Below are 7,718 nucleotides of genomic sequence, written 5' to 3'. Positions count from 1 at the left end.
GAGCCTCGAAGAGGCCCGCAACCTCTTCGATGGACTGCGTTCCCCCCGCAAGGACGTGCTCGGGCAACTGCTGTCCTGCTGCGCCAGCGTGAAGGCCGTGCGCCTGTTCCTGACCTGGGCGCGCGAGAACAGCCTCGTGGATGTCGATGCCCTGCTGGAGCAGTACCCGGTTCGAACCGGCAGCAACACGCGCTGGATGAGCCGGCTCGATGACGGCACCTTGCTAAGCCTGAAGCCTCATGGATAAGACCTACGCGGACACCGTTCGCCTGCTGCTGGCCGTCGCGCCCGACGTGTTCGCCAACGACAAGGACATCGCGGGCGAGTACGAGCGGGCCTTTGTCGGCATGACCGAAGTGGACTGCTCCCTGGAGACACTGCTCGATGCTCGCGCCAGGCTGCGGCGCGAACTGCCACAGAGACTGAGCACAGCGCACAAGCAGTTTCTGAGGGGGCTGGCGCGCGCAGAACCGGATTGGTCACGGGTAGCATGCCAGCACGCCGCGCAACTGCCGGCGCTGCGCTGGAAGCTCGCCAATCTCGAAACCTTCCGAAAGCGCCGTCCCGACGACTTCGCAGCACAAGCTGCCGCCCTTGACACCGGCCTGGGCCAGAGCTGACGAACGTCCTGCAGCGACCCACTTGCCGGGATTGCTCCAGGTCGCATTCATCGCGGCATCCGCGAAGCTTTATTTTGTAACGATCAGGATGCCCGTTCAGCTTGGCGGCGACGACGCGAGGATTCGCGAGTTGCTCTGCCGAGATTCAAGTGATCGAAGAAGGGTATGTTTCAGCGTAAGTTGAAGTCCATATTAACTTCCAGCGCTTGTATTTAAATGGATTTCGCTCCATGTGAACCGCTGCATCATGGGTCACCCATTACTCTGGCGATCCATTCCAGATAGCGTGGCTGACTTCGCTTCTTCGTTAGTTCTGATGGGCGAACTTCGAGTCACGCAGCCCCCAATCCGAGGCTTTCCGGATTGATGAGGTCTGGACGATCTGTGATCACGCAATCCACACCCCAGCCGAGCTGCTCGACGGCGCGCAGCGGGTCATTCTCGGTGTAGGTCGCCAGCCACAGATCGGCACGTTTCACCGCCATCGCGAGCGGTTTGGTGACTGCCGAGCAAGCCACGTGCAGGGCGACCGCGCCAAGTCGGCGGCAGCGAGCCTCCCAGTCGGGCGGAACCGCTTCCACCAACAGACCAAGGGGCGTGGCAGGTGAGGCCTCAGCGAAGACCGCGAGCGCCTCCTCCGAGAACGACGATACTATCGGCGGCTCCTTCAGCGCAGCTTGAGCGAGCGTCGCTGCGAGCACCTGCGCAGTCTCCCGATCCATTCCGGCCGACGGCTTGATTTCGATATTCATTGCGAGCCCCAGCGCGGTACAGCGGGTCAGCATCTCGGTAAAGCGCGGCACCCGCTCACCGACGAACTGCGGATGATGACTGACACCGGCATCCAGACCGGCGAGCACGACGTCCGGCGTATCGGCGACACGCCCCCGACCGTTGGTCGTTCGCTCGAGCGTCTCGTCATGTATCACGAAAAGTGTGCCGTCCGCGCTCAGCATGACGTCGAACTCGACGCCGCAGCGGTGGTGCAGGGCTACATCGAGTCCGGCAAGCGTATTCTCCGGCGCGAGCGCGCCGCCGCAGCGATGCGCGAGGACTCTGGGCCACGGCCATCGCGAAGGTTTCGTTATCATCAGATCTCTCACTCGTTCGAAATCGGGATCAAGACTCGCTCGGGATTGTCGTTAAGATATACACGCACAAGCCAAGATCTGATTGACGACAGTCCGCCCATGACCCTCAAACGCCTCCTGTTGGTGTTGATGTTACCGCTGCTGACCGCCTGCGACGTGGTCTATGAACTACTCGAGATCCCCGACCCGCAGAAGGAAGCCGCTGCGCGCGACGCCGAAGGACGCGCCGTAGGCAGCGCGTGTCGGCACGCCGGACGCTCGCTCGAGGATTGCTACATTCTCAACCCCGAGGCCGACAAGGCGGCGATCTTTCTCGGCTGGCGGGAAATGAACGATTACATGCTGATGAACGAGATGGAAGTCGTGCCTTCGCGCCTCCCGCACCCCCTCGAGCGAACTGGCGGCCCGATGGGGCCCCAATCGCTTGATTACATCGATCCGCCCGAAGTCGTCATTCCGGCAGATCTGCTGCCGCAGAGCGCCGACTGAGCTCACCCGCCACCACCGGTGGCGCGATCAGGGGGCTGGGTTGGTATAGCGCAGATGCACCGCATCGATCTCCTCGATCGTTTCGGGTGACAACTCAACGTTCCACGCAGCCAGGTTCTCCTCGAGCTGATCCATCGTGGTCGCCCCGATGATGGTGCTGGCAACACACCAGCGTCGATACACCCAAGCAAGGGCCAAGGTGGCAGGACTCAAGCCCTGCCGCTCGGCAATCCCGGCATAAGCCCGAGCCGCAGGCGTGACGTTCTCTTTGGTGTAGCGCTGGCCGAAATTCTTGAACAATGTCAGGCGACCCGAGGCCGAAGCGTCTCGCAAATACTTGCCGCTCAGATGGCCGAAAGCGAGCGGCGAATAGGCCAACAGGCCGACCGACTCACGATGACACACCTCGGCGAGGCCGTATTCGTAGACCCGGTTGAGCAGGTTGTAGGCATTCTGGATCGACACCACGCGCGGCAGGCCGTACTGCTCGGCCAGACGGACGAACTCCATCACACCCCACGGATGCTCGTTTGACAGTCCGACGTAGCGGATCTTGCCCTGCTCCACCAGGCCTGCCAGCACCTCGAGCTGTGCCCGAACCGGTGTGCAATCGCGCTCCTTACTGGGGTCGTAGCACCATTGACCGAACATCGGCTGGTTACGCTCCGGCCAGTGGAGCTGATACAGATCGACGTAGTCCGTGCGCAGGCGGCGCAGACTGCCCTCGAGCGCCTCGCGGATGTTGGCGCCATCGAGTGCCGGCGGCCCGCCTCGAATCCATTGCAGACTGCGTGCAGGGCCTGCGATCTTTGTGGCCAGGATGACCTTGTCACGCGGCTGGCGTGCGAGCCAGTTGCCAACGATGACCTCGGTCGCACCGTAGGTTTCGGGACGTGGCGGCACTGCATACATCTCCGCGGTATCGACGAAATTGATGCCGACTTCGATCGCACGATCGAGCTGCGAGTGAGCCGAGGCTTCGTCGTTCTGCTCGCCAAAAGTCATCGTACCCAGGCAGATCGAAGACACTTCCAGCTCACTGCCACCGAGCTTGCGATATTCCATTTTCCAACCCCCTCGTCCGGTTTTCCGTATCATCCGCGATCATCCATCAACAGGTCGAAACAATGCAAACCTCACCTCCGGACACCGATGCCGTCTGCTATGGGCTACTCGCGCTGTGCCGCGCAGGCTTCGAGAAGGAAGTCGCAAGCGAACTCGATCGCTTCGCCGGTCGACTGGGGATGAACGGTTTCGTTCGCGCACGGGAGGGTCAGGCCTTCGTGGTGTTCGAATCGGTCGAACCTTTGCTCTGGAGCGACCTTGCGCCGCATTGCGACTGGTTCAGCCTGGTCTTTGCCCGCCAACTCGTGCCGTGGTTCGCCCGGGTTGACGACCTGCCCGAACGTGACCGTGCCACGCCGCTGGTCGAAGCCGCGCGCGCCGCCGGACACCGTTTCTCGGACGCCTTGCTCGAGACCCCGGACACCGACGACGCCAAACAGCAATCGGGTTTCTGCCGTCGATTCACACCTCACCTGCGCGAAGCGCTGACCCGTGCCGGCCTGTTTCGCCCGAAGAGCAAGACGCTGCCCGAGTTGCATGTGCTTTTCCCGGATGCGAAAACCGCCTGGCTCGGCGCGACCATTCCAGGTCACGCCGCACCGTGGCCGATGGGCATTCCGCGCCTGCGCATGCCCCGGGAGGCCGCCAGCCGCTCGACCCTGAAGCTCGCCGAGGCCATCTTCGGCATGCTGACTGAAGAAGAGCGCAGCGTGCACATGCGGGCAGGCCTGCGCGCGGTCGATCTCGGCGCCGCCCCCGGTGGCTGGACCTGGCAACTCGCACACCGGGGTTTGCACGTCACCGCAATCGACAACGGACCCATGGCCGAACCGGTGATGGCGACAGGCATGGTGGAACACCTGCGCGCAGACGGCTTTACCTGGAGACCACAGCGTGCAGTCGACTGGCTTGTCTGCGACATGGTCGAACAGCCCTCGCGTATCGCATCCCTGATGGCGGAATGGGTCGCGACCGGCAGATGCCGGCGGGCGATCTTCAACCTCAAACTGCCGATGAAGCGCCGCTTCGATGCGCTCGAACAATGCCGCAGTCTGATCCATAAACGCGTCGTGCAGGCTGGCCCCTACGATTTGCGCATCAAGCACCTGTACCACGACCGCGAAGAAGTCACCGCCTATCTGACGCTCAAACGATAGCCACAGCACGCGCATTTGGGAGCCAATCGAACACGCCTTGTCAAGCATTCAGCGTGTATAATGCAAAGCTGCTTGCGGGTCGCCTGGCGACACTTCGACAAGCAGCACCCTGCCGGCGCCCATGTCGGTCGGTTGCAACCCGAATACCGCTTACTTAAACACCCGCGCTACCACTGAAAGCCGTACTTCCCGCCCGCACCTTGTCGCCTTCCCCGACACTGTCGTTCGCGCGCCGGCTCACTGGGCGCGCCTTACACGACAGACATCTATGAGTTTCGCCGAACTCGGGCTGATTCCCGAGCTGCAACGCGCCGTTACCGAGGCCGGATACACCGAACCCACCCCGATCCAGAAACAGGCCATTCCCGTGGTGCTCCAGGGCCTGGATGTCATGGGCGGTGCCCAGACCGGTACCGGCAAGACCGCCGGCTTCACCCTGCCTCTCATCCAGCGCCTGGCGCGGCATGCCAACACATCCACGAGCCCGGCCCGGCATCCGGTACGCGCCCTGATCCTCGCCCCCACTCGGGAACTCGCAGTGCAGGTGCACGAGTCGGTGCAAACCTACTGCAAATACGTGCCCCTGCGCTCGATCTGCGTTTACGGCGGTGTCGACATGCGCGGGCAGGTCGACGAACTGCGCCGTGGTGTCGAGATCGTCGTCGCGACCCCCGGGCGCCTCCTCGACCACGTCCAGCAGAAAACCATCGCCTTCAACCAGGTCGAAATGCTGGTACTGGACGAAGCCGACCGCATGCTGGATATGGGCTTCATTCCCGACATTCGCCGCATACTCGACATGCTTCCCGAGGCACGTCAGAGCCTGTTGTTCTCGGCGACGTTCTCGGACGAGATCAAGAAGCTCGCCGACCGAATGCTCAAGAATCCTCAGCTGATCGAGGTCGCGCGGCGCAACACGGTATCGGAGACCATCACCCACACGGTGCATCCGGTCTCGGCCGGCCTCAAGCGCAACCTGCTGGCGCATCTGCTTCGTCATGCACCGGATACCCAGTCGCTGATCTTCGTCTCCACCAAGGTTCTGTGTGGTCGTCTGGCCTCCTTCCTGGCACGCCACGGCATTGCGGCTGATGCAATCCACGGCGACAAGAGCCAGGTGCAGCGCTCGGAAACGCTGGAGGCGTTCAAGGCCGGCAAGCTCCGGGTGCTGGTCGCCACCGACGTCGCGGCGCGCGGCCTCGATATCGACGACCTGCCAATGGTCATCAACTACGAACTCCCCCACACCGCCGAAGACTACGTCCATCGAATTGGCCGCACCGGACGCGCCGGTCGTCAGGGACATGCGGTTTCGCTGGTATGTGCCGAGGAAAAGCCCCGCCTCGCCGAGATCGAAAAGCTCATCAAGTTCCAGATACCGCAACAGGATGTTCCGGGCTTCGCGGCCGAACCCGATTACGACATCGCTGGCAGCAGCCGCAGCAAGCGCGAGCGCGCCGGCGCAGGCAAGAGCGATCAAGAGCCGAGTCGCAACAGCACAACGCGGCCAAAGCGCAGCGACAAGCCCGCACGCGGCAGATCAAACCCTGGCATCGCACCGGATGGATTCGACTTCAGCAAGCCCTATGAGTCCACAGTGGCAGGCACGCCACTCGGCGAAACGCCCGAGAACGCGGTCATTGCTCCGTCCGAACCGCGTCCTTCCCGCGCACGCCCCCGTCCGGTCGCGGTGCTCCTGGGCGGGCTTGGCCGGAAATAGCCCCCGCTTTCCCCTTTATTCCGGAGAGTGAGCCGTTCCGCTTGGGCTATGCTGGCAGCGTTCATCCTGCTGGCCAGTCAAGCCCAAACACGTGACAAACCACGACCCCTACCCGGATAGCGATCACCAGCATCCAGAGCCTTTCCGAGCCGACTTCTCCGAAGGCCTGGAGACGGGGCTCTACCTGGCTCTGCTCGAGCTCATAGACGAGGGCCTCATCATCACCGGCGACGAGACCATCATCGAGGTCAACAGCGCTGCGTGCCGACTGCTGGAGCGCGACTACCGCACACTCGCCGGCCAACCGCTGGCCACCGTGTTTCCGTCGGAAAAAGCCTTCCTGGATGCCCGAGCGAAGCTATTCATACAGGGCCAGATGCGAGGCAGCATTCAGGTCTCCCTGCCCGGAGCGCGTCGCCGCAACCTCAGATTCATCGCCGCGGCGAGAATCCGGCCGGGCATCCACGCACTCATCCTGAGCCCGGACATCATCGCCGAGGCCTATGCGGAGCAACCTGCGGGCGACACCGTGTGGCCGCAATTGGCTGCTGCAATGGCGCAAGGGATCTTCGTCATCGACTCCGAAGGGCGCATCTCCGCCGCCAACGGCAGTGCGCAACGTCGCCTCGATCTGACCAGCGACAAACTCGTTGGGCGCGCGATCGACACCCTCTTTCGCATCGAATATGAATCCAGCGGACGTGCGCCGCGGGTCTCACTACTGAATATCACGAACCAGGAGAGCCTGCACGGCCGCATGCTGGACGGACCGCGACCGGGCTGGCGGCTTCTGGTGCTCGATTCACCCGAAGCGTCCGAAACGCCCCCCATCACCGCAGTGCGTCCCGCGATCGAAAACCTGTCCGACAAGACATTCAGGACGAACCCGTTGCCGATGCTGTTGTGCGACGGAGCCGAGCACCGGATTGTCGATGCAAATGCGGCCGCAACCAGAATCTTCGGACACGATCGAGATGGCCTGAAACGGCTGACGATCGGGGCACTGCGAGCCGATGGTGAACAGGGTGTATCCGCTTCCGGAAACTGGCGCTTCCGACAACAAGACGGGCAGCTCTTCGAATGCCACGTGATCACGTGGCCCGTGGGAGATCCTGCACATCCGGAAGCGATCGCCGTCACGCTGGCCTGGCCCGCCGTTCCGGTAAAGATCGTGCCGCGTCGTCCGCGGGGGTAGTGAGACTGCCCCTCTGCAAGCGCTCAGTAATCGAGCAACGAGCGGCAGTTCTCCTCCCGGCCAGTCAGTTCACTGAAGCGCTGGAGCTGGAGTCGCACAAAAGCATCCGGTATGTTGGGGTCGGCACAATAGGCCCGCAACTGCATCGCAGTCGCGAGATGCTGCATCGCCCTCACCGTGGCCGCAGGCGCACGGAACGGATAGCCGCTGATGTCGCGAAAACGCCGATCCTCAGGCTCGGCGAATGCGGCTGCCTCACCTACGGGCACATCCGGATCCGTCTCCTGAGCCGACAGCCCGGACATCAGTCCAATCGCCAGCACGAAGAGCGTCAGTCGAGATTTCACTTCAAACAACGATCCGCCCTCGACAGGGTCAGTC

8 protein-coding genes and 1 pseudogene are annotated in these 7,718 nt (G+C 62.8%); 6 read left to right on the top strand and 3 right to left on the bottom strand.

Going from position 1 to position 7,718, the window contains the following annotated elements; genetic code table 11:
• On the top strand, positions 1-247 hold a 247-nt coding region (locus GPA21_RS17760), incomplete at its 5' end, for a type IV toxin-antitoxin system AbiEi family antitoxin domain-containing protein (protein WP_211163675.1).
• Between the two features lie 46 nt (positions 248-293).
• Positions 294-620: pseudogene (locus tag GPA21_RS17755) on the top strand (nucleotidyl transferase AbiEii/AbiGii toxin family protein); the annotation flags it as partial.
• A 332-nt stretch (positions 621-952) separates the two neighbouring features.
• Here the strand turns inward: GPA21_RS17755 and ugpQ are convergent.
• The gene (gene ugpQ, locus GPA21_RS17750; RefSeq protein ID WP_168989437.1) at positions 953-1,711 is read right to left on the bottom strand and encodes a glycerophosphodiester phosphodiesterase; all 759 of its coding nucleotides are present in this window, start codon (positions 1,709-1,711) and stop codon (positions 953-955) included.
• A gap of 99 nt (positions 1,712-1,810) precedes the next feature.
• On the opposite strand from ugpQ, the gene GPA21_RS17745 reads away from it, so the two are divergent.
• Positions 1,811-2,200, top strand: a complete 390-nt coding sequence (locus GPA21_RS17745) for a hypothetical protein (RefSeq protein ID WP_211163674.1) — start codon at positions 1,811-1,813, stop codon at positions 2,198-2,200.
• A 27-nt stretch (positions 2,201-2,227) separates the two neighbouring features.
• Here the strand turns inward: GPA21_RS17745 and GPA21_RS17740 are convergent, their stop codons facing one another.
• The gene (locus GPA21_RS17740; protein WP_168989436.1) at positions 2,228-3,265 is read right to left on the bottom strand and encodes an NADP(H)-dependent aldo-keto reductase; all 1,038 of its coding nucleotides are present in this window, start codon (positions 3,263-3,265) and stop codon (positions 2,228-2,230) included.
• A gap of 62 nt (positions 3,266-3,327) precedes the next feature.
• Here GPA21_RS17740 and rlmM point away from each other — a divergent pair, with 62 nt between their 5' ends.
• The 3 genes from rlmM to GPA21_RS17725 all read left to right on the top strand — a co-directional run bounded on the left by rlmM (position 3,328) and on the right by GPA21_RS17725 (position 7,337).
• Positions 3,328-4,422: a 23S rRNA (cytidine(2498)-2'-O)-methyltransferase RlmM gene (gene rlmM, locus GPA21_RS17735; protein ID WP_168989435.1), complete on the top strand. Its 1,095-nt coding sequence runs from the start codon at positions 3,328-3,330 to the stop codon at positions 4,420-4,422.
• Positions 4,423-4,690: 268 nt separating this feature from the next.
• Complete coding sequence (locus tag GPA21_RS17730) at positions 4,691-6,142, top strand: DEAD/DEAH box helicase (protein WP_168989434.1); 1,452 nt, start codon at positions 4,691-4,693, stop codon at positions 6,140-6,142.
• A 91-nt stretch (positions 6,143-6,233) separates the two neighbouring features.
• Entirely contained in the window at positions 6,234-7,337 is a 1,104-nt protein-coding gene (locus GPA21_RS17725) for a PAS domain-containing protein (protein ID WP_168989433.1), read from the top strand.
• Positions 7,338-7,360: 23 nt separating this feature from the next.
• Here the strand turns inward: GPA21_RS17725 and GPA21_RS17720 are convergent.
• The coding region (locus GPA21_RS17720; protein WP_422614173.1) for a hypothetical protein at positions 7,361-7,718 on the bottom strand (358 nt) is incomplete at its 5' end.

It is taken from the genome of Azoarcus taiwanensis, assembly GCF_012910885.1.
In the GTDB taxonomy this organism is placed as follows: domain Bacteria; phylum Pseudomonadota; class Gammaproteobacteria; order Burkholderiales; family Rhodocyclaceae; genus Azoarcus_F; species Azoarcus_F taiwanensis.
The sequence above is the reverse complement of the archived record's forward strand: the minus strand, read 5'-3'. Positions and strand labels throughout refer to the sequence as shown.